This is a genomic window from Brevundimonas sp. GW821-FHT12E07 (assembly GCF_058807035.1).
The window spans coordinates 800549-821222 of sequence record NZ_JBXAQH010000001.1 but is presented as its reverse complement, the minus strand read 5'-3'; the positions used below and the strand labels follow the sequence as shown (position 1 = coordinate 821222).

The following is a 20674-nucleotide window of genomic DNA, read 5'->3' as shown; positions in this document are numbered from 1 at the left end:
TATCCTCCGCGGTAAGCATTCGGGCGCAGGATAGGGACGTATCGTTGGTCCCCTCCCCCGAGCCTGCCATGTCTGCTGAAGTCGAACGTCTCGCCGAGCTGCGCACCTTCAACGTCGTCGGCGCGCCCGCCAACCCCGTTCTGGACGCCGCCGCCCGTCTCGCCGCCCGCCTGTTCGAGTGCCCGATCACGGCCGTGACCCTGATCGATGAGGACACCCAGTGGCTGGCCGCCCGTACGGGTCTGGACGTCTGTTCGACCTCGCGCCAAGACGCCTTCTGCGCCGTGACCATCCAGCGCCCGCCGCGCGCCGTCATGGTGGTCGAGGACGCGTCCACCGACCCCCGCTTCAAGGACAACGCCCTCGTCACCGGCGATCCGCATATCCGCTTCTATGCGGGCGCGGCCCTGACCACTTCGGACGGCTTCAACCTGGGCGCCCTGTGCGTCATCGACACCGTGCCGCGCCGGCGCCCGTCGGATCAGGCCCTCGCCGATCTCCGCGACCTGGCCGATCTGGCCGTCGCCGAGCTGGAACGGCTGCGCGCCGAACACCAGCTGACCGAGCGGGAAACCATGCTGCACATGGCCGAGGCCATGAGCGGCGTGGGCCACTGGAAATGCGATCTGAAGACCGGCGCCCTCCTGTGGTCCGACGAGGTCTTCGCCATCTGCGGCCTGGACCGCGCGACCTTCAAGCCGATGCTGGGTCGGTCGATCCACCTCTATGACGTCGAGGACCAGGAGATCCTGACCGCGGCCATCGAAGCCTCGACCCTGGGCAAGGGGCCGTTCCATCTCGAACTCGGCCTCAACCGTCCCGATGGCGAGAAGCGCCGCGTCCTGGCCAAGGGCGACTGCCAGTTCGACCACGACGGCCGCCCCGTCAGCCTGTTCGGCGTCTTCCAGGACGTGACCGAGCAGCGCGCCGCCATCGTCGCCGCCGAACAGGCCGCCGCCGTGAAATCCGAATTCCTGGCCAATATGAGCCATGAGCTGCGCACGCCCCTGACCAGCATCGTCGGCTTCACCGACCTGGCCGCCGAACAGCCCGACCTGTCGCCGGTCATGCGCGACTATGTCCGCCGCATCGACAACGCCGGCCGCGCCCTGCTGTGCACCGTCAACGACATCCTCGACTTCTCCAAGCTGGAGGCCGGTCAGGTCGCCATCCGCCCCGAGCCGACCGATCTGGAGGACCTGTGTCGCTCCACGTTGGAGTTGTTCGCACCCCAGGCGGGGGCCAAGGACCTGACGCTGGATTTCCGCATGGGCGCGGTCTCCTCGGCGCTCGTCCCGGCCCTGATGATCGACCCCGACCGGGTGCGTCAGGTCCTGCTCAACCTGATCGGCAATGCCGTGAAGTTCACCGCAGCCGGCGGGGTGAAGGTCGTCGCCGCCTGGGATCCGCGCACCCAGCGACTGGGCGTCTCGGTCGCCGACACCGGCGCGGGCATCCCTGCCGACAAGCTGGGCCTGCTGTTCCAGCGCTTCTCCCAGATCGACGGCTCAACCACGCGCGGCGCAGGCGGGACCGGCCTCGGCCTGGCGATCTGCAAGGGCCTGTGCGAGGCCATGGGCGGAACCGTCGGCGCCGAAAGCGTCATCGGCCGCGGCAGCCGCTTCTGGTTCGAGATCGACGCCCAGGCCGCCAACGCCGCCCAGGAAGTCGCGGCGCCCGCCGAAGTCACCCAGCTGTCGGCCCTGGCCGGAACCCGGGTTCTGGTCGCCGACGACCATCCGGCCAATCGCGAACTGGCCCGCCTGTTCCTGTCGGGCCTCGGCGCCGAGGTGGTCGAGGTCGAGGACGGCGCCGCCGCCGTCGATCGCCTGACGCAGGCGGCGTTCGATCTGGTGTTGCTGGACCTGCGCATGCCGCGCATGGACGGCCGCGAGGCGCTCAAGGCCATTCGGTCCTACGTCGCCTCGGCCGCCGATACCCCCATCCTGGCCTATACCGCCGACGGCGACGGAGACGTTTCGCTGCTGATGGCTGCCGGCTTCGCCGGGGTGGTGTCCAAGCCGCTGGTTCCGGCCGACTTTTTCCGCACGGTCAGTCGCGCCCTGTACGGCGCTGCGATGAAGCGCGCGGCCTGATCCGCGCCTAGCTCGCCGAGCGGACCTGGGTCATGTCGTCGAGCCACAGCAGGCTCGGGTCGTTCAGAACCGCCTTCACCCTGGCCAGCAGATCGCCCGGCCGGATCGGCTTGACCAGATAGCCGCGCGCCCCCAGCCGCCGCGCGGTGACCATGTCGGCGGTCTGGCCTGAAGCGGTCAGGAACAGCACCGGCACCTCGGCCCAGCTCTCGACCGACTTCAGTCGCCGCAGGGCCTCCAGCCCGTCGATGACCGGCATGTGCAAGTCCATCAGCACCATCGCCGGCGGCGCATAGGCCAGTCGGGTCAGCACCGCCGCCCCGTCCGTGGCCTCGACGGTCTCGAACCCGGCCCCGCCGAGGGTGATGGCGAGAAACTCGCGAACGCCGACGTCGTCTTCGGCGATCAGGATCTGTTGGGGCACGGCCAGACTCGACGGATAGCGGCCCGGGGAGGTCGGGCGTCTCAGCCTAGGCCGTTCAGCAACCCGCGCAACTGGCCTTAAGTACCGCTGTTGATGTGCAGGATGTTGCCGTCAGGGTCCTTGAACCAGACCATGCGGAAGTCGCCCATCCGATGTACCCCGTTCTCGAAGGTCGCGCCGGGCATGTCGTAGTTCTCGAAGGCGACGCCCTTTTCGGTCAGGTCGGCGACCACGGCCTCGATGTCCTCGCCGACGCCCCAGACCACGGCGTTGGCCTGGTTGGTTCCCGCATAGCTGGAGACATAGACGACCAGTTTCGTGGCCCCGGTCTTGAACACCAGGATCTGGTCGCTGGTCTCGGGCGTGGCCTCCAGACCGAGCGTTCCGCCGTAGAAGGCCCTCGCGCGGGCGAGATCCTTCACGGCGACGATGGCGGACGAGGGTTTGTCTTTCAGCACGGCGTTCTCCCGGAAGCTCCGAGAGAGGCCAGCGCTCAGGGAACCGGGCGGTTCCCCGCGAGGATCAGGCCTGAACGGCTTCGTGGATCGTCTTCAGGGTCTTGAGCAGGCCATGGGAGGCGGTCAGCGGCAGGCAGCTCGGACCGTCGCACAGGGCCTTGTCCGGGTCCGGGTGGAACTCCAGGAAGACGCCGTCGGCGCCGGCGGCGACGGCCGCCTTGGCGATGATCGACACGCCTTCGCGGCGCCCGCCGGTCGAACCGCCGCTGGTGCGCGGATCGGCCCCCGGAAGCTGGACGGCGTGGGTGGCGTCGATGGTCACCGGCACGCCCAGCTTCTGCATCTGGCCGATGCCCAGCATGTCGACGACCAGGTTGTTATAGCCGAAAGACACGCCGCGCTCGCACATGACGATGTCGAGCTCGGGCGCCGCCTCGCGGGCCTTCTTGATGATGTTGGCGCTGTCCCAGGGAGCCAGGAACTGGCCCTTCTTGACGTGCATCCAGCCGCCGGCGGCCGCCGTGGCGCGGGCAGCGGCGACGACCAGATCGGTCTGGCGGCACAGGAAGGCGGGGATCTGGACCAGTTCGGCGACGGCGGCGATGCGCTCAGCCTGGTCGACCTCGTGGATGTCCGTGCAGATCGGCACGTTCAGCTCGGCCTTGATGATCTCGAGCTGCTTCAGCCCCTCGTCTATCCCGGGACCGCGATAGGAGGTGATCGACGACCGGTTGGCCTTGTCGAAGCTGGCCTTGAAGACATAGGGCAGACCCAGGTCCTCGCAGTTGGCCTTGAGCTCGCGCCCGACGGCCAGAGCCATGTCGAGGTTTTCGAGCACATTGACGCCGGCGATGACGACGAGCGGTTGGCCGGCCCCGATGGAGAGGTTCCAGCGCTTGAGATGAATCATGGACATGGCGGCCTATATAGGCCGTCAGATCGGCATGCGCATTATTTCCTGATAGGCCTGGATCACCTGGTCGCGCACGGCGATGACGGTTTCCAGCGAGGCCTCGGCGCTGGACACCGAGGTGACCACGTCGATCATATTGCTCTGGCCCTGGATGGCGCCGGTCATCTGGGTCTCGGCGGCCCGGGTCTGTTTCGTCATGTCGCCCATGACGTTCTGCAGCATCTCGCCGAAGCCAGGCGCCGCCGCTGGAGCCGCCCCGCCTGTCGGCATTCCGCCGCCCTGCACCGCCGCATAGGCCTTCGCCGCCGCCAAGGGGTTCATCTATCGGGTCCTATCGCTTCAGGATGTCGAGGGTGCGGCTTTCCATCGACCGCGCCGTCTCGATGACGTTCAGATTGGCTTCGTAGGCGCGCTGCGCCTCGCGCATGTCCATGGCCTCGACCAGGGTGTCGACATTGGGCCGCATCACATAGCCGTCGGCGTTGGCCGCCGGGTGCGAGGGGTCGTAGTCCATCTTGAAGTCGCTCTGGTCCGGCTTGACCTCGGCCAGCGCCACGCCGGTCGCGCCGTCGACGTTGCGGGCCTCGAACACCGGGATCTGGCGGCGATAGGGCGTGCCGCCGGGCGTCTCGGACGTCGACTGGGCGTTGGCGATGTTCTCGGCGATGATCCGCATGCGCGACTGCTGGGCGCGCAGGGCGCTCGAGGCCACGGCCATGGCGGTGTTACGGGGCGGAACCGGATCTGGCATGGTCTATTCCTGATCCCGGCTCAGCCGCCGGGCTTCTTGGCGGCCATCCGCAGCATCGACATGGACTTCTGATACAGGCCGATCGCGGCGTCATAGGCCATGCGGCTCTCGGACATCTTGAGCATCTGCTCTTCCAGCACGACCGAATTGCCGTCCAGCGTCGTCTCCGAGTCCGGCGAGGCCTGGGACGAGAAACGCGCCACATTGGTCTGGGCCGGAGCGATATGGGCCGCATTGGTGCGCGCCATCTGCAGACCCCCGCCCTGCCGCATCGCGGCGGCGAAGTCGGCATTGGCTGGCTGCTGCAGATCGCGGGCGACGAAGCCGGGCGTCGAGGAGTTGGCGATGTTCTGCGAGACCACCCGCTGGCGCTCGTCGAGCCAGTTCAGGCGGCCCTTGATCTGGCCCAGCAGTGGAACGTCGGCGATGCCCATCGGGCGCGTCTCCTGATCGGATAGGCAGAAAATGCCGCCTGCATGGTTAACAAGGCGTTATTTCAACGGGTCGTTAACCACGATGGTTAAAGAGTCAGCCCCGACCGGCCGCGCGTTCCAGCGGCCCCGGAACCGTCGCCCGCATGAACGTCCTTGATTTCGCCCGCGCCATCTTCGGCCTGGCCTTTGTGCTGGGCCTGATCGGGCTCTGCGCCTGGGCCGCCCGCCGCTACGCTCCCCAGCTTCTGGCCAAGATCGGCGCCGAACGGGGCGAGCGTCGCCTGCAGGTCATGGAGACCCTGGTGCTGGACCCGGCCCGCCGGCTGGTCCTGGTCCGCGTCGATGACGAGGAGCGCCTGATCCTGCTCGGCGAGGGCCGCGAATTGATCGAGCCGCGCCAGCCCGCCGAACGGCCCGCCCCGATCGCGCCCGCGCCCGAGCCGGCCGCAGAGACGCCCCGCCCGTTCGCGCGCCTGAACCTCTCCGCCCTGAACAAGGGGGGTCCGAAGTGAAGCTCGCCGCCTCGATCTTCACCGTCCCGACACGCGCCGAGCTCAAGCGCGCGGCCCTGCTGTCGCTGGTCACCACCCTGCTCTGCCTGATCTGGCCCCTGGCCGCCTTCGCCCAGGATGCGGCGGCGGCTGCGAGCACCGGCTCCTCGATCAACGTCGATCTCGGCACCGGCGCCGGCCTGACCGAGCGGGTCGTCCAGCTGGTCGGTCTGATGACCGTCCTGTCGCTGGCGCCCTCGATCGTGATCATGACCACCAGCTTCGTGCGGATCATCGTGGTCCTGTCCCTGCTGCGCACCGCCCTGGGCATGCAGCAGTCGCCGCCGAACGCCGTTCTGGTGTCCCTGGCTCTGTTCCTGAGCGCCATCGTCATGGCTCCGACCTGGCAGGACGCCTATGATTCGGGCATCCGCCCCCTGCTCGATCAGCAGATGGAGCTGCCTCAAGCGTTTGATGCGGCGTCAGAACCTGTGAAAAACTTCATGCTCGCCCAAGTCGATCGCGGGGACCTCTCCCTCTTCGTCAGACTGAGCAAGGTGGAGCCCAATACGGAGATGGCCGACCTGCCCCTGCGCGTGGTCACTCCGGCCTTCATGATCAGCGAGTTGAAGAAGGCCTTTGAAATCGGATTTCTCCTTTTCGTTCCGTTTCTTGTGATCGATCTGGTGGTCTCCAGCGTGCTCATGTCCATGGGCATGATGATGCTGCCTCCGGTGGTGATTTCCCTGCCGTTCAAGCTCATCTTTTTCGTGCTCGTGGACGGCTGGAGACTGGTCGCCGGGAGCCTTGTCGAGAGCTTCACGCGACATACTGTCGGGGGGTAAACCCCCGCTGTCACGGCGTTTGCGCGTCAACGGCGCTTGCCAAGCCGCCCCAAAAGCGTGTTGATCCCCCGGTCATCGTCCGGAATCGGGCGAGTTTATGGAAACGACCACATGACCACTCAAGCTGAACTGATCGCCGCTGTCGCCAAGGACGCCGGTGTTTCGCAGGCCGACGCCGGCCGCGTGCTGGAAGCGATCGTCAAGAACATCCATTCGTCGCTGACCGCCGGCGGCGACGTCCGCATCTCGAACCTGGGCGTCTTCGACACCGCTGCCCGCGCCGAGCGCGAAGGCCGCAACCCGGCCACGGGCGCGACCATCAAGATCGCCGCCTCCAAGGCCGTCCGCTTCCGGGTCTCCAAGCCCCTCAAGGACGCGGTCAACAAGTAAGACCGATCTCCGCGTCGCATCGCGACACGGAAAAGCGGGCGGGAGCGGTCAGCCGTTCCCGCCCGTCTGCTTTCTGAAGTCCGCCTTCATCGCCTGGACCCATCCGGCGAAGGTGTCGGCGCCGGCGGTCAGCTGGCCGAAGTCGCTGGCCTGAACCGCCCCCTCCTGGCCGTCGAAGCCCGACAGGGCGATACGCATCGAGGCCGCCGACCGCGCCCGCGCCGCGAACGGCAGATAGGCGCGCGACAGCTTCGACAGGGCCGGCAGGTCGTGGCCCAGCGAATAGCCGACCCCGGCGCGGATCACCCGGCTCTCGTCCGCGGCGTCCAGCGGCGTCGCCGTATCCTTGAACCGCTCGCCCAGCCGCTGGTCATAGACCTTGGCGGCCCCGGCCCAGTTCTGCTGCTTCCAGTAGATCTCGGCCCGCACATCCAGACCTTCGGGCGTGGCGTCGCCCTCCAGCAGCTCCAGCGCATGATCGTAGCGGCCCAGATCCATCAGGGCGCGCGCCTCCAGCGCCCGGCGCTCCGCGGCCATGGCGACCGGCAGCAGGGTGGTGCGCGAGCTCCACAGCGCCTGAAGCGCCTTCTCCGGCTGACGATCCATCAGATAGACGGTGGCCAGGTTGGTCGCGACCTGGGCCTTGGCCACCCCGTCCAGACGTTCGTCGACCTGGTGTTTGAGTAGTTCGGCGGCCTGGTCCAGCAGGTCGACGTCGATCAGGCGGCGCGCCAGACGCCGCACCATCTCGTCGCCGTCGGCGCCGATCGGGGTCAGGTCGCGGAAGTCGTAGAACAGGGCCAGGGCCTGCACCGGCTGCAGTCCGTCGGCGGCGCCCTGCAGGAACAGGGCGCGGAAGGTCGAGGACAGGTCGTCCTGGATCTCGCGGGCGCCCGGCAGGTTGATCATCCGCTTGTTGCCGCTGCGCAGCACCTCCAGCGCCTCGCGGTACCGGCCCTGTTGCAGGTAGATGCTGCCCAGGGTCCGGACGACGGCAAGTTCGGTCGCATCGCCCCGCCAGCGCCATTTCAGCTCTTCCAGCTGTTTGGCGGCGGCGTCGGGGGTGATGATTCCCTTGGCCAGGGAGATCTTGACCACGCCCAGTTTGGCGGGAGTCGCGATGCCGTCCAGCGGCGCGCGGGCCACGGCCGTATAGACCGCCAGCGCCCGGTCGCTCTGGCCGTCCAGATCGAACAGCCGGGCCTGCACCAGCCGCGCGGTCAGCTGATCGGCCGCCGGAGCGCGCTGGCTGAAGCTGAAAGCCAGCAGGGATCGAGCGGCCGGCAGATCGCCCAGCTCCAGCGCCGCCAGGGCGTGGGCCGCGCCGAACCGGGCCTTCCAGTCGTTGGGGAACTGGTCGATGACCGAAGCGCCTGCGGTGAAGGCCAGACGTGCGCCCGTCCAGTCCCCGCGCTGGGTCGCGACATAGCCCTGCCAGACCCTGGTCGAGGGGTCGCCGGCGAGGGCGCCCGAGGCGAAATCGGCCTCGGCCTCCTCGAATCGCCCGATCGAGGCCCGGGCCGCGCCGCGCAGGCCGCGCACCTCGGGCTCGCCCTGCAGGCTGGGTGTTCTGACGATCATGGCGTTGAGCACGCCGATAGCCTCGAAGCCGAGCCCCGAGGCGATCAGGAAGCGGGCGAAACCCATACGCGCCTCGATCGGGGTGCGCGGATCGTCAGAGGCCTGGCCGGTCTCCTGTTCGGCCCCGTTCTGAAGTTCGCGGTAGCGGGCGGAGAAGCCCTCGGCGCCCGGATCGGCCCAGTCGGCCAGGATCATCGCCGGATAGGCCGCCTTGCGCGGCAGGTGCGGGGCGTCGGGCGCGGCGTCCAGAACGGCTTCCGACGGCGCCGACATCGTCAGTCCCTGCGGCCGGGACACGGTCACCAGATCGCCGGCCGCCACGATCGTCAGGTCGTCGGTCGGCGTCTCGACCGCCATCCCCTGGGCGGTGGGCAGCAGGGTGACGTCGATGGTCTGGCGGCGGGCGTCGAAGCCCTTGCCGGGCGCCAGCGCGGTGACGGCGGCGAACCGGTCCCCGATCATCGGATCGGTCAGCCAGATGGCCTTGGTCGCCCCGGCCATGCGCGCGACCAGGGCGGTCCGGGCAGTGTCGTCGCGATCGACCTCAACGGCCTGGGCCGGGCTGGTCGGCATGCCGCCGATGGTCACGGTCCAGGTCGCGCCCTGCCCCGTCGCCGAGACCGCCAGGTTTTCCGGAGCCGCGATGCGGATGGCGGTGTAGCCCGGGCCCTGGGCCCAGCGCGCCTCTCCGGCGGGGCCCATCTTGGCGCCCTTGGGCAGGCCCATCTTGGCGGCAGTGTCGAAGACGATCCAGACGGCGTCGTCGCGGCGGAAGACCGCGGCCCCGACCGGCGCGGCCCACTGGAAGCTCATCACCACCCGGTCGGCCTCGGCCGTGGTGGTCACCGGCACGACCCCGTTGGCCGGGACGGCGCTGGAGGTCGTCAGACCGGCCTGGGGCTGGGCGCCGGGGGCATAGAGGTTCAGCCAGACCGCGCCGTCGGCCACGCCCGAACGCGCATCGGCGCCCTGGGCCAGGGTCAGGAGCACCTCGGAGCCGCCCTGGACCGCCCGGGTTTCGACCTTGGTCACACCCGGCGGCAGGCTGTTCTTGAGCAGGTTGATGTCCGGGGCGGCGGTGGTGCCGATGCGGACGATGACCGCCTGACCCTCGCGGCGGACCCTCGAACGCGCGCCGATGACCCCGGCGAACTCGACGCGGGTGAAGTTCTGGGCCTCGCCGTGGCGGGTGGTGCCAAGGCGGATGGTCAGGGGCTCCAGCGCACTGGAGGCTTCCTGCGCGATCGCCGGCGCGGCGGCGGTCAGGATCGGGGCGAGCACGACCGCCCCCACGGCGCCCAGCGCCACGGAGGTCCTCGCGATCGATTTTCTCGAGGACGGCCCAACCATTGACGCGCACACTCGCGCGCGGGGCCTTTCAACGCGGTTAATGAGGCGTGACCAGCTTGCCACTGTTGACGCGCGGGCGCAGCCTCATGACCGAACGGAGGCCCGAATGCTGATCCTGATGATGATGGCGGCGCTCGCAGGGCCGCAGGCGGCCGCGAATCCCGGCGCAGGCGCCCTCGATGGCGCCTGGACAGTCGACCTGAGCACCAATCCGGCCCAGCCCTATACGAAGCCGATGCACCTGACTTTCGTCGCCGACGGCACGGTCACCGGCGACTTCTATGAAAGCACGATCGAGGCAGGCCGCTGGAAAGCCCAGAACGGACGGCTGTGCGTGTCCTTCCGCACCACCGACGGCGTCGGCCCCTATCACACCGCGGCCTGTCTGGCGGGCGATCACGTCGAGGGACAGACCTGGGCCGAGCATCGCAATTTCGTCTTCGTCTGGAATGCGACGCGCCCAACGCCCTGATCGTCACCGAACCGGGTTGGACAAATCGTCCAAGGACAGGACGCCGCCTTGCGCCACACCGTCCGCGCGCCGACATCCCGCTCAAAGGAGCCGTCATGTCAGACCCGGCCGAGACCTCGCCCGAATATCCGCCGCTCAACACCCTGAGCACCGGCATCCGCTGCCGTTGCCCGCGTTGCGGCAAGGGTCCGTTGCTCAAGGGCTATCTGACGATTCGCGACAGCTGCCCGGTCTGCGGCCTCGATTACAGCTTCGCCGATCCGGCGGACGGCCCGGCCTTCTTCGTCATGTCGGGCGTGGGCGTGGTCGGGATGATGGCCTTCATGGCCTTCGAGTTCACCGTCCACCCGCCGATCTGGGTGCATTTCGCGGTGACCTTCCCCCTGCTGGCCCTGATGTGCCTGGGGACCCTGCGGCCCTTCAAGGGCTGGCTGGTCTCGGAGCAATACGTCCACAAGGCCGCCCCGCCCGAGTGGAAGAGCATCGGCAAACACGGCGAAGGTTCGCCCTGGCGGTAGGCCGCGCAGGCTGAACCAACCCCTCCACCACCCGCAAGTGGCGGGCGGTCCCCCTCCCCACTGCGTGGGACGGAAAAGCAAAAAGGCCGGTGTTTCCACCGGCCTTTTCAAACTCTTGTCAGCAGCGCCGAAATCAGGCGGCGGCTTGCTCGGCCAGCTTGGCCTTGACCTGACGCTTGATGCGCTGGGCCGAGAGCGACAGCTGTTCGTCGCCGGCCTTGACGATATAGGCGTCCAGGCCGCCCTTGTAGTCCAGGGTGCGCAGGGCGGCGTTCGAGATCCGCAGGGTGAAGGTCTGGCCCAGGGCTTCCGAAGCCAGCTTGACCTTCTTCAGCGACGGCAGGAAGCGGCGCTTGGTCTTCACATTCGAGTGGCTCACGCTGTGGCCGACCATCGGGCCGATACCGGTGAGTTCGCAACGACGCGACATCGTCTGATCCTTGAGGTGATCGCCCGGCAAAACGCACCGGACGCATGAAATAGGGGCGCGCAAGGAGGGGTCCCCTTCGCGAGAGGGGGCCGTATAGAGGAACGGCCTGCGCGACGTCAAGGCTTTCGGCCCGGAAACCGAGTCTGGGCCTGATCGAAACACCCTGTTCAGCCGCCGTTCAAAAGCCGCCATATAGTGAAGGCATAACAGCGAAAGACGCTGACCGGGACCTTTTAGAGATGAAGACGCCAAAAACCTCCGTGGCCATTCGTATCGCCGCCGTCGCCGCCCCTGCCCTCGCGGGCGCGATTCTGCTGGCCTCGCCGACCCGCGACCTGCACGCCCAGACCCCGGCCCCGGCCCAACCGGTCCTGCCCGGCTATTGGGAGTACACCACCAGCGCCGTGGGCGACCGCAACACCGAAACCAAATGCGTGCGACCGCAGGACATCTCGCGCTTCTTCGGCGGCATCTCCACCCGCCGCTATGCCTGCACCTATCCGGTGCGCGAGGTCGGCGGCGGCAACGCCCATTTCGAAGGGACGTGTCAGGACCGCAAGGGCCGTCGCTTCAACGTGCGCCTGCGCGGCACCTATCGCCCCGAGAGCTTCCAGTTCAACGGCGGCGCCCAGCTGCTGCGCGGCACCCCCTATATCCCGGCCAGCATCACCGCCCGTCGCCTCAACGCCCAATGCCCGGCCAACGCCGAATACTTCTGATCTGCGGCGCATCGACAAGGTGGTGAGGCTGCTCTAGGCCCGAAGGTCTCCCCTTCTCGAACCTGAACAGCGCCCATGCCCTCCGGACTTATCGCCCTGCTCGACGACGTGGCGGGCATCGCCAAACTGGCCGCGGCCTCCGTCGACGACATGGGCGCCGCTGCCGGCAAGGCCTCGACCAAGGCGGCCGGCGTGGTCATCGACGACACCGCCGTCACCCCGCGCTACGTGGTCGGCCTGTCCCCGGCCCGCGAACTGCCGATCATCGGCAAGATCGCCGTCGGCTCCGTCCGCAACAAGCTTCTGGTCATCCTGCCGGTCGCCCTGCTGCTGACCGCGTTCGCCCCCTGGGCCATCACCCCCATTCTGATGTGCGGCGGCGCCTATCTTTGTTTCGAGGGCGCCGAGAAGCTGATGGAGATGTTCGGCGCGGGCGGTCACGAGGACGACGGCCCGACCCATGACGATCCCGCCGCTCTTGAGAAAGCCACGGTCTCGGGCGCCGTACGCACCGACCTGATCCTCTCGGCCGAGATCATGACCATCGCCCTGTCCGACGTCGCCTCGGAGCCCCTCCTGACCCAGGCCGGGGTCCTGATCATCGTCGGCCTGATCATGACCGTCGTCGTCTATGGCGTGGTCGGCCTGATCGTGAAGATGGACGACGTCGGCCTGCACCTGGCCCAGCGCGACAGCAAGGGCGTCCGCGCGCTCGGACGGGGCATGGTCAAGGCCATGCCTGTCGTCATGAGCGCCCTGTCCACCATCGGCACCTTCGCCATGCTCTGGGTCGGCGGCGGCATCCTGCTGCACGGCTCCCATACGCTCGGCCTTGCCTGGCCCGCCGAGCCGGTCGAACACCTGTCCCACGCCATCGCCTCGGCCCTCGGTCCCATCGGCGGCCTCGCCGGCTGGCTGACCACCGCCCTGATCTCCGCCGTCATTGGCACGGTGGTCGGCGGGATCATCGCCTTCGTTCTGCATCAGGCGATGCGGCTCAAACCCGGCGCGAAGCACTAGGGCGGCCCGCGACCTCGCGTCGCTCCGCCCTCGCCGATCTGGACACCTCAACTCATATTATAATACAAATGAGACCTTAAGCGCGATCCAACAGCGCACCGGGAGCGGCGTTCCGCCGGGGAGGTCCCATGAACAAGGCGTTGACCGTCGTCCTGGCCTTGGCGGTCAGTCTGTCGCCCGGCCTGGGCCTGGCCCGGCAGGTCGCCCCCACGCCGCCGTCCGCCCCGGCGATCTATCTGGACCCGACGGCCTCGGCCGAGGCCCGGGCGACCGACCTCGTTTCGCGCATGACGCTGGCGGAGAAGGCGACCCAGATCCAGCACGGCGCCCCGGCCATCCCCCGCCTCGGCGTTCCCGCCTACAACTGGTGGAGCGAAGGCCTGCACGGCGTGGCGCGGGCGGGCGAGGCCACTGTCTTCCCGCAGGCCATCGGCATGGCCGCGACCTGGGACACGGACCTGATCCATCAGGTCGCCGACGTCATCGGCGTCGAGTTCCGGGCCAAGAACCTCGAGGATCGCGCCCCCGACGGCTCGACCCGCCAGTATCGCGGCCTCACCGTCTGGTCGCCCAACGTGAACATCTTCCGCGACCCGCGCTGGGGCCGGGGGCAGGAGACCTGGGGCGAGGACCCTTATCTGACCTCCCGCTTCGGGGTGGCCTTCATCGAGGGCCTGCAGGGCGACGACCCGCTGCACCCCCAGGCCATCGCCGCGGTCAAGCATTTCGCCGTCCACAGCGGCCCCGAGGCCGGCCGTCACCGCGACGACATCCATCCCTCGCCGCGCGACGTGATCGAGACCTATCTCCCGGCCTTCCACGCCGCTGTCACCGAGGCCCACGCCCAGGCCCTGATGTGCGCCTACAACGCTATCGACGGCGCCCCGGCCTGCGCCAACACCGACTATCTGCAGCGCCGCCTGCGTGACGAGTGGAAGTTCGACGGCCATGTCGTGTCCGACTGCGCCGCCATCGCCGACTTCTATCTGCCAACCTCCCACGCCACCGTCCGCACGCCTGAAGAGGCCGTGGCCCTGGCGCTGAAATCCGGCACCGACCTGATCTGCGACTTCATGGCCAACGGGACCTTCAAGCCCGAGACCACGGTCAAGGCCGTCGAACAGGGACTGCTGCCCGAAAGCGTGCTCGACGCCGCCCTGCATCGCCTGTTCGTCGCCCGCATGCGGCTGGGGACCTTCGATCCGCCCGGGACGGGCCCCTTCGCCGCGATCAAGGCCACGGACTACGACACCCCGGCCCATCGCGACCTGGCGCTGCAGACGGCGCGGGAATCGCTGGTCCTGCTCAAGAACGATGGCCTCCTGCCCCTGCGCGCCGCGCCGCGTCGCATCGCCGTGATCGGCCCCAACGCCAATACCGTCGAGGCCCTGGTCGGCAACTACAACGGCACGCCCTCGCATCCGGTCACCATCCTCGACGGTCTGAAGGCCCGTTACCCCGATGCCGAGATCAGCTTTGTGGAAGGGACCGGCTGGGTCGCCCCGCCGCTGGAGGACGTCCCCGACCTGGCCTTCTGCGTGGACGCGGCCTGCGCCACGCCCGGCCTGACCGCCGAGGAGTTCGCCGGCCCGGATCTGTCGGGCGCGCCCGTCGCCGCCCGAACCGACCCCAACGCCAAATTCGCCTGGGGCAGCCCGGTGCGGCAGGAGCGCGAGACCTCCATCCGCTGGACCGGCTTCCTGAAGGTCGCCGAGCCCGGCCAGTACCGCTTCCGGTACACCGGCGCGAACGGCTATCGCGTCTTCGTGGACGATGTGCTGGTCGCCGACGTCTGGGACGCCGCCTGGCCCACCTCCGACACCGCCATCGACCTGACCGCCGACCGCCCCCACGCGATCCGCGTCGAGGCCATCCAGAAGGGCTCTCGCGCCAGCCAGAAGCTGCAGTGGAGCAAGCCCGGCTCCGGCGCCGAACCAGCCATGCGGTCCGCCGAGGACGCCGATCTGATCGTCTTCGTCGGCGGCCTGACCTCGAAGTTCGAAGGCGTGGAAATGGTCGTCCAGGCCCCGGGCTTCGCTGGCGGCGACCGCACCAGCCTGGACCTGCCCGCGCCCCAGCAACAGCTGCTCGAGCGGCTGCACGCCACCGGCAAGCCCGTCATCCTGGTGCTCGCCAACGGCTCGGCGATGAGCGTCAACTGGGCCGACGCCCACCTGCCCGCCATCATCGAGGCCTGGTATCCGGGCGGTCAGGGCGGTCAGGCCGTAGCCGAGCTGATCGCCGGTGACTTCAGTCCCTCGGGCCGTCTGCCGGTGACCTTCTACAAGTCCGCCGACGATCTGCCGCCCTTCACCGACTACGGTATGGACGGCCGCACCTATCGCCGCTTCCACGGCGCGCCGCTTTACCCGTTCGGTCATGGGCTCAGCTACACCCGGTTCGCCTATTCGCCCCTGATCTTCGACCACGAGGATGTCGCGGCGGGTTCGACCGCGAAGGTCTCCGTCGACGTCACCAACAGCGGCCTGCGCGACGGCGCCGAGGTGGTCCAGCTCTATGCTTCCCGCCCGGGTCCCGATGCGCCGGTACGCAGCCTCGTCGGCTTCCGGCACGTCCTGCTCAGGGCCGGAGAAACCCGCCGGATCGACTTCGACCTCAGCCCCACGGCGATGAGTACGGTCGACGATCGGGGACGCCGCTCGGTCCTCGCCGGACCGTTGACGCTCTGGATCGGCGGCGGGCAGCCGGTTCCGTCCGCCAGCGGCGTCATGCCCGCCGGCAGCGAAGCCCGGCTGACCATCCGGGGCTCGGCCGACATTCCGGCGTTCTAGCGCGCAGGTAGAGGCCAGACAGCAAAAAGCCCGGGATCGCTCCCGGGCTTTTCAGTCTCTGGTTCCGCGAACGGATCAGGCGGCTTCGGCTTCCTCGGCGTCGGCGTCCACGGCGGCGGCGGCGACGGCCTTCTTGGCGCTCAGCGACTTGGACAGCAGCTCGACGGCGGCGTCCTTGTCGATGCGGTTGGCGGCGGCGACTTCACGAGCCATCCGGTCCAGAGCCGATTCATACAGCTGGCGTTCCGAGTAGGACTGCTCCGGCTGCGAGTCGGCGCGGTGCAGGTCGCGGACCACTTCGGCGATCGAGATCAGGTCGCCCGAGTTGATCTTGGCTTCGTATTCCTGCGCGCGACGCGACCACATGGTGCGCTTGATGCGGGCGCGGCCCTTCAGGGTGGTCAGGGCCTTGGTGACGACGTCGTCGGCGGCCAGCGAACGCAGGCCGGCGGTCTTGGCCTTCTTCGTCGGGACACGCAGGGTCATCTTCTCGTGGTCGAAGGTCACGACATAGACTTCCAGCGACATGCCGGCGACTTCCTGGGTCTCGATCGCGACGACCTTGCCGACGCCGTGCGCCGGATAGACGACCGCATCGCCAACCTTGAATTCCAGACCGCTCTTGTTCGTCATGTCATTCCTTTCCCGGACACAGGGATCGGCGAAGCGAAAGCACACTGCGCAAACAGTTTTCCCACCGCCGGCGAGGCCGTCGGGGGGACTGTTCAGGCGTCAAATGCAGAAACGGATCACCAAACCTCTGGCCGACCCCGCCTTCATGGGCGGGATTCTGTCGCAAACTCGGGCGGCGCAGTGAAACTGCTGACCGCCCGATCCAATGTGAAGGAACATATCACAAAACGAGGCAATTTCAAAACGTCCCCTCCGCCTTTGGCGCGAAGGGGTGAATTGCGACCGCATTGCGGCGATAGGCCAAAGGTTGGATCAGGAACCCTTGCCCGGGTTCGGGCTGAAATGGTTCTCGAACTTGTTCTCGACCCGCTCCCACTCCTCACGGTCGGCGGGGGGCGTGCCCTTCACCGTGATATTCGGCCAGACCTTGGCGTAGGAGGCGTTGATCTGCAGCCACTTGCCGTCGGGCTCGTCCTCGGTGTCGGGCTTGATCGCGTCGATCGGGCATTCCGGCTCGCAGACGCCGCAGTCGATGCATTCGTCCGGCGCGATGACCAGGAAGTTCTCGCCCTCATAGAAGCAGTCGACGGGGCAGACCTCGACGCAATCCATGAACTTACATTTCACGCAGGCGTCGGTGACGATGTAGGTCATGGCGGGCGGAGATCACGTCAGGCGATTGAGAGAGGGCGGTTCGGGGACATGGCCCCGGCGGCCGGGGGTGTCAACTCAGCGGTTCTATCGACGCCGGACAGCATGGCTTTCTTGTCGCACCGGGACGAACTGCTATTGCATCAGTGTCGATTGCAGTTAGATCGACCTGACACCCCTCCCGGAGCCCATCATGTTGAATCGTCGCCTCTTCGTCCGCACCAGCGCAGCCGCAGCCCTCGCCTTCGCCCTCGTCGGCGGCGGTCTCATCGCCCACGGCGCGGTCGCCCAGTCGGCGGCGACCCAGAACCCGGTCGAGGTTCAGGCCGGGACCTACAAGCTGGATCCGGACCACGGCAAGATCACCTGGTCTGTCAAACATCTGGGCTTCTCGACCTACACCGGCCAGTTCACCAACGTCTCGGCCGACCTGACGATCGATCCAGCCAACCCCTCGGCCTCGACCCTCAGCGCCGTCGTGCCGATCGCCGACGTCGCCCCGAACAACGACGCCCTGAAGGGTCACCTCCAGACGCCGGACTTCTTCGACGCCGCCCGGTTCCCGACCGCGACCTTCATGGCCACCTCGGTGACCGTGGACCGTGAGGACGGCTCCAGGGCCGCCGTCGTCGGCGACCTGACCATCAAGGGCGTGACCCGTCCGGTGACCCTGGCGGTCCGCTTCAACCAGGCCGGGCCGTACATGAACAAGGGATACCGCGTCGGCTTCGACGGCGAGACCACGATCAAGCGCTCGGACTTCGGCGTCAGCTACGGCCTGGGCGTCGGCCTCGGCGACGATGTCACCCTGCACATCGAAGGCGAGTTCACGAAGCAGGAGCCGGCGGCGCCTGCGGCGGCTCAATAAGATCGACATAGAGGGCGCGGGCCTCCGCCGGGGGTCCGCGCCGCTCGCCCAGGGCTTCCACGCGCACCGCCCGCACCCGGCCGTCGACGGCGAAGGTGATCTCGTCGCCCGGGTGAACGACCCGGCTAGGCTTGTCGAGCCGCGTTTGTCGCCCCTGATGGGTCAGCCGCACCGCGCCCCGCTCGACCAGATCCGCCGCGATCGACCGCGACTTCGCGAACCGCGCCCGCCACAGCCAGACATCGACGCGGACCGAGGTCTCTCCCGAACTCACGAGGCTGCCTTCTTCCGCCGGGGTCGCTTGCGCCTGGCGGGCTGAGGCGCCGCCGTCAGCTCGGCCAGTTTGGCGAAGGGCGAGTCCTTGATGACCACCGGCTTGCCCGGCCGGTCCGGTTGCTGGGCGCGGGTGGTCTTCAGCGCCGCCAACAACGCCCCCGCCTCGCCCGCCTTCAGCCCCAGCTCAGCCAGGGCGGCCTCCGGGATATTGCCCTTGCCCGCCGCATGCTTGGCTTCGGCCAGCTTCTCCAGCAGTTCGACGGGCGCCGACCAGCGTCCCACCGCCCGGCGCCCGAAGGCAGAGAGCGCGCGTACCGACGGCTGGGGGATCGGCAGCAGGGCCAGTCCGTCGCCCGAGACCCGGAACGGCTCGTTCGCCGCGAACGCCTGGGCCGTCACCCGCCCGCGCGCCTTGAGCACGCCCGGCAGCCAGACCGAATGGGCCCCCACCTTGATGGCGAAGGTCTTGATCGTTCGCCGCTCGACCTGGCTCAGCGCCGCCAGATCGCGCTCGACGTCGCGCCGGTCGATGATCCCGCCTGCTTCCAGCAGGCGGAAGGCGATGCCGCGCGGCAGGCCCTTCAGCCCCCCGCTCTCCACCGCCTGCTTCAGCCGCTTCAGATCGCGCAGCGCCCGCCCAGACTCCGTCGCCAGCCAGGCCTCGATGCGCCGCTGCGCCCGGTCGCGCGCCGCCTGCGGACCCAGGTCGCCGATCAATCGCACGCGCGGTGAGAACGGCTCGGCGTTGACGATCTTCGCCGCCAGCGCCCCTTGCCACAGCACCTCGCCCTCGGGCGTCACCGCGAAGGCCTCGTCCGGGTCGGCCGCCAGCCGCCCCAGCCGCCGCGTGATCTCCGGCGCCACCGCGCGCAGGGCCGCGGCCTTCAGCGTCCGGTCGGCCAGCAGCGAGCCGCCGGTCTGGCCCGCGAAGCTGACGCCTTCCAGATGACCGACCGCCTCGCCGTCCACGGTCACGACACCGTCGTCCGCGACCTCGGCCAGGGTCCCGGCCCGGTCGTTCAGCGACCGCATCAGGGCCGTCGTCTTGCGATCCACGAACCGCGCCGTCAGCCGCTCGTGCAGGACGTCGGACAGCCGGTCCTCCAGCGCCCGCGTCTTCTCGCGCCACCCCTTGGCCTGATCCAGCCAGTCGGGCCGCGCCGCGATATAGGACAGCGTGCGCACCCCGCTCAGCCGCGCCGACAGCTGGTCGATCTGGCCGTCGTCGCGATCCAGCTCCGCGAAACGCGGGGCCATCCAGTCGTCGGTCAGCCGCCCGCGCCTGCCGGTCAGGGCCTGGAAAATATCCCGCGACAGCCGCGCATGTTCGTCCAGCGTCGTCTTCTGGAAGTCCGGCAGCTGGCAGCATTCCCACAGCCGCATGATCGTCCCGCGCGACCGGCTGATCCGCTTGATGTCCTCGTCCTGCATGGCCCGGCGCAGCAGGGTCTCGTCCAGCGCCTGGGCCGTCAGCTTCAGCCCCGCCCGCTCCGGCGTCTTCGTCAGCGACCGCAGCAGGTCCGGCAGGGTGTCGAAGTCGAGCCGGGCGTTGCGCCACTCCGCCGCCTGAACCGGATCGAACTGGTGCGACACCACCTGTTCGACCAGATCCTCGTCCAGCTCCTCGCACTCGCCCGTGACGCCAAAGGTGCCGTCGCGGACGTGACGCCCGGCCCGGCCGGCGATCTGGGCGATCTCATGGGCGTGCAGCCAGCGCGTCCGCCGCCCGTCGAACTTCCTCAGTCCCGCGAAGGCCACATGGTCGACGTCCATGTTCAGCCCCATGCCGATGGCGTCGGTGGCGACCAGGAAGTCCACCTCCCCGGACTGGAACAGGGCCACCTGGGCGTTGCGGGTGCGGGGGCTCAAGGATCCCATCACCACCGCCGCACCGCCGCGCTGGCGCCGGATCAGCTCGGCGATGGCGTAGACCTGATCGGTCGAGAAGGCGACGATGGCCGACCGGCGCGGCAGCCGCGTCAGTTTCTTCGACCCGGCATAGCTCAGGTGCGACAGCCGCTCGCGGGTGACGATCTCCAGATCCGGGATCAGCCGCCGCATCAGAGGCGCCATCGTCCCCGCGCCCAGAAACATGGTCTCGAACTTGCCGCGGGCGTGCAGCATCCGGTTGGTGAAGACGTGGCCGCGCTCGGGGTCTGCGACCAGCTGGATCTCATCGACCGCCAGGAACTCGACCTCCCGCTCCAGCGGCATGGCCTCGACGGTGCAGACCCAGTAGTGGGGCCGCGTCGGGATGATCTTTTCCTCGCCGGTGATCAGGGCCACGGCCGAGGCGCCGCGCAGTTTGACGATCCGCTCATAGATCTCGCGCGCCAGCAGTCTGAGCGGCAGGCCGATCATGCCCGAGGCGTGGCCCAGCATCCGTTCGACCGCGAGGTGGGTCTTGCCGGTGTTGGTCGGGCCCAGCACCGCGACGACGCGGGAGGGGCCAAGGCCGGTGGGGCGATCACTCATGACCGACATAAGGTGGCGATTCTGTTTCGGTTGCTCAAGCGGCGCCGGACGGTTCGGAGCAACGCTTTGCCCGCCTCGCCCGTTAGA

At 68.5% G+C, this 20674-nt stretch carries 22 protein-coding genes; 10 read left to right on the top strand and 12 right to left on the bottom strand.

Annotation, left to right across the window (positions count from 1 at the left end; genetic code table 11):
- Positions 1 to 68 precede the first annotated feature (68 nt).
- Positions 69 to 2096 (top strand): GAF domain-containing hybrid sensor histidine kinase/response regulator, encoded by a 2028-nt coding sequence (locus AC1ROD_RS04145; RefSeq protein WP_492946986.1) that lies wholly within the window; start codon positions 69 to 71, stop codon positions 2094 to 2096.
- 7 nt (positions 2097 to 2103) lie between these two features.
- On the opposite strand, the gene AC1ROD_RS04140 is transcribed toward AC1ROD_RS04145, so the two are convergent.
- From AC1ROD_RS04140 to flgB, 6 genes are all read right to left on the bottom strand, one after another.
- Positions 2104 to 2520 (bottom strand): response regulator transcription factor, encoded by a 417-nt coding sequence (locus AC1ROD_RS04140; protein ID WP_492946985.1) that lies wholly within the window; start codon positions 2518 to 2520, stop codon positions 2104 to 2106.
- A 77-nt stretch (positions 2521 to 2597) separates the two neighbouring features.
- On the bottom strand, positions 2598 to 2978 hold the full coding sequence (locus AC1ROD_RS04135) for a VOC family protein (RefSeq protein ID WP_492946984.1): 381 nt from the start codon (positions 2976 to 2978) through the stop codon (positions 2598 to 2600).
- 64 nt (positions 2979 to 3042) lie between these two features.
- Entirely contained in the window at positions 3043 to 3894 is an 852-nt protein-coding gene (gene kdsA / locus AC1ROD_RS04130; protein ID WP_492946983.1) for a 3-deoxy-8-phosphooctulonate synthase, read from the bottom strand.
- A gap of 18 nt (positions 3895 to 3912) precedes the next feature.
- Positions 3913 to 4212, bottom strand: a complete 300-nt coding sequence (gene fliE, locus AC1ROD_RS04125) for a flagellar hook-basal body complex protein FliE (RefSeq protein WP_492946982.1) — start codon at positions 4210 to 4212, stop codon at positions 3913 to 3915.
- Between the two features lie 10 nt (positions 4213 to 4222).
- Positions 4223 to 4642 carry a flagellar basal body rod protein FlgC gene (gene flgC, locus AC1ROD_RS04120; protein WP_404822028.1) on the bottom strand — a complete coding sequence of 140 codons (420 nt, stop codon included), beginning with the start codon at positions 4640 to 4642 and terminating at the stop codon, positions 4223 to 4225.
- Positions 4643 to 4662: 20 nt separating this feature from the next.
- Positions 4663 to 5076, bottom strand: coding sequence for a flagellar basal body rod protein FlgB (gene flgB / locus AC1ROD_RS04115; protein ID WP_492946981.1), 414 nt, complete (start codon positions 5074 to 5076; stop codon positions 4663 to 4665).
- A gap of 143 nt (positions 5077 to 5219) precedes the next feature.
- Between flgB and AC1ROD_RS04110 the strand changes: the two genes are divergently transcribed.
- From AC1ROD_RS04110 to AC1ROD_RS04100, 3 genes are all read left to right on the top strand, one after another.
- Positions 5220 to 5588, top strand: coding sequence for a FliO/MopB family protein (locus AC1ROD_RS04110; protein ID WP_492946980.1), 369 nt, complete (start codon positions 5220 to 5222; stop codon positions 5586 to 5588).
- Positions 5585 to 6412: a flagellar type III secretion system pore protein FliP gene (fliP, locus tag AC1ROD_RS04105; RefSeq protein WP_492946979.1), complete on the top strand. Its 828-nt coding sequence runs from the start codon at positions 5585 to 5587 to the stop codon at positions 6410 to 6412. Before AC1ROD_RS04110 ends, fliP begins: the two co-directional genes overlap by 4 nt.
- Positions 6413 to 6523: 111 nt before the next feature.
- The gene (locus tag AC1ROD_RS04100) at positions 6524 to 6802 is read left to right on the top strand and encodes an HU family DNA-binding protein (protein ID WP_207868550.1); all 279 of its coding nucleotides are present in this window, start codon (positions 6524 to 6526) and stop codon (positions 6800 to 6802) included.
- Between the two features lie 48 nt (positions 6803 to 6850).
- Here the strand turns inward: AC1ROD_RS04100 and AC1ROD_RS04095 are convergent, their stop codons facing one another.
- Positions 6851 to 9691 (bottom strand): tetratricopeptide repeat protein, encoded by a 2841-nt coding sequence (locus AC1ROD_RS04095; RefSeq protein ID WP_492946978.1) that lies wholly within the window; start codon positions 9689 to 9691, stop codon positions 6851 to 6853.
- A 148-nt stretch (positions 9692 to 9839) separates the two neighbouring features.
- On the opposite strand from AC1ROD_RS04095, the gene AC1ROD_RS04090 reads away from it, so the two are divergent.
- On the top strand, positions 9840 to 10205 hold the full coding sequence (locus AC1ROD_RS04090) for a hypothetical protein (RefSeq protein WP_492946977.1): 366 nt from the start codon (positions 9840 to 9842) through the stop codon (positions 10203 to 10205).
- 95 nt (positions 10206 to 10300) lie between these two features.
- Positions 10301 to 10723: a DUF983 domain-containing protein gene (locus AC1ROD_RS04085; protein WP_492946976.1), complete on the top strand. Its 423-nt coding sequence runs from the start codon at positions 10301 to 10303 to the stop codon at positions 10721 to 10723.
- 133 nt (positions 10724 to 10856) lie between these two features.
- Here the strand turns inward: AC1ROD_RS04085 and rpmB are convergent, their stop codons facing one another.
- Positions 10857 to 11153 (bottom strand): 50S ribosomal protein L28, encoded by a 297-nt coding sequence (gene rpmB, locus AC1ROD_RS04080; protein WP_492946975.1) that lies wholly within the window; start codon positions 11151 to 11153, stop codon positions 10857 to 10859.
- A gap of 239 nt (positions 11154 to 11392) precedes the next feature.
- Here rpmB and AC1ROD_RS04075 point away from each other — a divergent pair, with 239 nt between their 5' ends.
- From AC1ROD_RS04075 to AC1ROD_RS04065, 3 genes are all read left to right on the top strand, one after another.
- Positions 11393 to 11872 (top strand): DUF3617 domain-containing protein, encoded by a 480-nt coding sequence (locus AC1ROD_RS04075; RefSeq protein ID WP_492946974.1) that lies wholly within the window; start codon positions 11393 to 11395, stop codon positions 11870 to 11872.
- A 75-nt stretch (positions 11873 to 11947) separates the two neighbouring features.
- Complete coding sequence (locus AC1ROD_RS04070) at positions 11948 to 12892, top strand: DUF808 domain-containing protein (RefSeq protein ID WP_492946973.1); 945 nt, start codon at positions 11948 to 11950, stop codon at positions 12890 to 12892.
- Between the two features lie 128 nt (positions 12893 to 13020).
- Entirely contained in the window at positions 13021 to 15684 is a 2664-nt protein-coding gene (locus AC1ROD_RS04065; protein ID WP_492946972.1) for a glycoside hydrolase family 3 C-terminal domain-containing protein, read from the top strand.
- Positions 15685 to 15759: 75 nt separating this feature from the next.
- On the opposite strand, the gene AC1ROD_RS04060 is transcribed toward AC1ROD_RS04065, so the two are convergent.
- Both AC1ROD_RS04060 and fdxA read right to left on the bottom strand, forming a co-directional pair.
- On the bottom strand, positions 15760 to 16317 hold the full coding sequence (locus tag AC1ROD_RS04060; RefSeq protein WP_492946971.1) for a CarD family transcriptional regulator: 558 nt from the start codon (positions 16315 to 16317) through the stop codon (positions 15760 to 15762).
- Positions 16318 to 16629: 312 nt separating this feature from the next.
- Entirely contained in the window at positions 16630 to 16971 is a 342-nt protein-coding gene (gene fdxA / locus AC1ROD_RS04055) for a ferredoxin FdxA (protein ID WP_207868559.1), read from the bottom strand.
- A 190-nt stretch (positions 16972 to 17161) separates the two neighbouring features.
- On the opposite strand from fdxA, the gene AC1ROD_RS04050 reads away from it, so the two are divergent.
- Positions 17162 to 17836 (top strand): YceI family protein, encoded by a 675-nt coding sequence (locus tag AC1ROD_RS04050; protein WP_492946970.1) that lies wholly within the window; start codon positions 17162 to 17164, stop codon positions 17834 to 17836.
- On the opposite strand, the gene AC1ROD_RS04045 is transcribed toward AC1ROD_RS04050, so the two are convergent.
- Positions 17796 to 18110: an RNA-binding S4 domain-containing protein gene (locus AC1ROD_RS04045; protein ID WP_492946969.1), complete on the bottom strand. Its 315-nt coding sequence runs from the start codon at positions 18108 to 18110 to the stop codon at positions 17796 to 17798. The genes AC1ROD_RS04050 and AC1ROD_RS04045 overlap by 41 nt on opposite strands.
- Complete coding sequence (locus AC1ROD_RS04040) at positions 18107 to 20587, bottom strand: helicase-related protein (RefSeq protein ID WP_492946968.1); 2481 nt, start codon at positions 20585 to 20587, stop codon at positions 18107 to 18109. Before AC1ROD_RS04040 ends, AC1ROD_RS04045 begins: the two co-directional genes overlap by 4 nt.
- Positions 20588 to 20674: the final 87 nt, after the last annotated feature.

Coding starts and splice junctions, on each gene's coding strand:
- AC1ROD_RS04060 (WP_492946971.1), bottom strand. CDS start 16,317: ATGACGAACAAGAGCGGTCTGGAATTCAAGGTTGGCGATGCGGTCGTC.
- flgB (WP_492946981.1), bottom strand. CDS start 5,076: ATGGGCATCGCCGACGTTCCACTGCTGGGCCAGATCAAGGGCCGCCTG.
- AC1ROD_RS04085 (WP_492946976.1), top strand. CDS start 10,301: ATGTCAGACCCGGCCGAGACCTCGCCCGAATATCCGCCGCTCAACACC.
- kdsA (WP_492946983.1), bottom strand. CDS start 3,894: ATGTCCATGATTCATCTCAAGCGCTGGAACCTCTCCATCGGGGCCGGC.
- fdxA (WP_207868559.1), bottom strand. CDS start 16,971: ATGACCTACATCGTCACCGACGCCTGCGTGAAATGTAAGTTCATGGAT.
- AC1ROD_RS04100 (WP_207868550.1), top strand. CDS start 6,524: ATGACCACTCAAGCTGAACTGATCGCCGCTGTCGCCAAGGACGCCGGT.
- AC1ROD_RS04075 (WP_492946974.1), top strand. CDS start 11,393: ATGAAGACGCCAAAAACCTCCGTGGCCATTCGTATCGCCGCCGTCGCC.
- rpmB (WP_492946975.1), bottom strand. CDS start 11,153: ATGTCGCGTCGTTGCGAACTCACCGGTATCGGCCCGATGGTCGGCCAC.
- AC1ROD_RS04050 (WP_492946970.1), top strand. CDS start 17,162: ATGTTGAATCGTCGCCTCTTCGTCCGCACCAGCGCAGCCGCAGCCCTC.
- fliE (WP_492946982.1), bottom strand. CDS start 4,212: ATGAACCCCTTGGCGGCGGCGAAGGCCTATGCGGCGGTGCAGGGCGGC.
- AC1ROD_RS04040 (WP_492946968.1), bottom strand. CDS start 20,587: ATGAGTGATCGCCCCACCGGCCTTGGCCCCTCCCGCGTCGTCGCGGTG.
- AC1ROD_RS04070 (WP_492946973.1), top strand. CDS start 11,948: ATGCCCTCCGGACTTATCGCCCTGCTCGACGACGTGGCGGGCATCGCC.
- AC1ROD_RS04110 (WP_492946980.1), top strand. CDS start 5,220: ATGAACGTCCTTGATTTCGCCCGCGCCATCTTCGGCCTGGCCTTTGTG.
- AC1ROD_RS04065 (WP_492946972.1), top strand. CDS start 13,021: ATGAACAAGGCGTTGACCGTCGTCCTGGCCTTGGCGGTCAGTCTGTCG.
- flgC (WP_404822028.1), bottom strand. CDS start 4,642: ATGCCAGATCCGGTTCCGCCCCGTAACACCGCCATGGCCGTGGCCTCG.
- AC1ROD_RS04145 (WP_492946986.1), top strand. CDS start 69: ATGTCTGCTGAAGTCGAACGTCTCGCCGAGCTGCGCACCTTCAACGTC.
- AC1ROD_RS04090 (WP_492946977.1), top strand. CDS start 9,840: ATGCTGATCCTGATGATGATGGCGGCGCTCGCAGGGCCGCAGGCGGCC.